Raw genomic sequence first — 1,664 nt, 5'->3', positions numbered from 1 at the left:
GTTGCTGTGTTAACTGTCCTGTATGTGGCATCCAATGTAGTATTGGCTGAAATAGTGGTGTATGGCATGCTTACAGCACCACTCGCAGTTACAGTTGACGCCGCCCATGGTACCGTACTTAGGTTACTATTACCTGAATGATATAATAAATTCCAGGATGACCAGGTACCGCCAAATTGATTACGCACCAATACATCATTGGTGCCTATGCGAAATGTTTGCTGCGCACGGCTATTACCCGACACATCCTGATCGATATTGAGTAGAGAGAAATAGTTTCCTGATGCCGGCCTGTTTGCAGGAGTAATAGCAGAGAGGGTGTATATCTTGTTCCCAGTGGCCGTGTTGAAGTCCGTGAACGTCCCCGCTGCGCCGTAGAAGCCAGTGCTATTTACGCCGTCCAATAAATCAGCATCAAGGCCACTACCGGTACCGTCCACTGTTTTAACTGCGTCGAGAATCTGCTGTGATGTGTTGGGGCTTTTTATCAGAGTTGTTGAACTGCCATCAACTGTGGCTGCACCAAATGTGTTGAAGTTGCTTGCAGCTGCTGATGAATCGCTGCTTACTACAATAGATCCGACATTAGATATAAGGTTCCCGATCACTGTAACACCTTTACTTTTTAACGGTTGTCCGCTACCGTCTACACGGCCGGTCCCATTGTCTACTGCGATGCTGCGGGTTTTAGCATAGTCCACCTGGTTCCCGGATATGTTCATCCCTATCGCATTTACCGCCTTAATCGCGATGTCGCTAAATTTAACAGTATTCCCCGAAATAACTACACCTTTTGAGTTGTGGCCGAGACCTCCTTCTTCCGGAAGACCATAGTCGGTAATTAATATCCCGTTCGCCTTACAGTAAGTAATAATATTGTTAGTAATACTAACGCCTTCCCCTTGCACCTCTATCTGGCTACCCCCAGCAGTGATTTTAGAAAGAAATAGACTGTCGTTGTCTGCCACGTTGTTGGCAATAGAGACCTGAAAACATCCGTCACTGCTATACGCAACATCGTAACTATTCCGCGCCACATTCCCTAGAATGGTAGCGCCGCGAACACCACGCTTAATATCAGCGAGGGTCCGTATATATTCACTGTAGCAGCCGCGCACGGTAATGTTCTCAATGCCAACCTTTCCGTATGAACCAAGTATCGGCGAAAAATTGGAAAGGGTTCTTACCAGGTTAGTGTTCTTGCTTTGAGCAGACAACGTGGTATCACCATATGCCCGGCAATTGTTAACCATTACATTCTTAATTCCTATGTAGTCCTGGAACCGGTTAAGGAAAAATATTGCTGTCTGTTGCTGCGCCCGGAAAGTACAGTTGTCTATTATAATGTTGCTCACGCGCGTATTCAGGTCCACAAGGAAAAGAATTGCGTTATTTAGTGCATTAGTATTATACGGGTAGCTGATAAACTCGATATTGCGTATAGTCACGTTTGCACGGGATGCGCCGGACGTGTCGCGGTACTCAAAGGTGCCATTTTGGTAGTACTCGGTATTATTTAACTGTCTGATTACCGTTCCTGGCTCCCCAATGATCTCCAGATTGTCACGCAATTTCGCTTTAGATATTGCATAAGTACCACGCGGTATATATACTCGCTTCACCCCTGCGCTAATTGCATCATTGAAAGCTTGCGAATCATCTGT

The 1,664-nt window shown here is 46.0% G+C and carries 1 protein-coding gene; it reads right to left on the bottom strand.

All coding sequences use genetic code 11. The features are described from left to right. Positions 1-1,664 (bottom strand): hypothetical protein (locus VN105_RS17780; RefSeq protein WP_325642872.1); only part of this gene is annotated, 1,664 nt, incomplete at both ends.

It is taken from the genome of Chitinophaga sp. (assembly GCF_035564935.1).
GTDB lineage: Bacteria > Bacteroidota > Bacteroidia > Chitinophagales > Chitinophagaceae > Chitinophaga.
The sequence above is the reverse complement of the archived record's forward strand: the minus strand, read 5'-3'. Positions and strand labels throughout refer to the sequence as shown.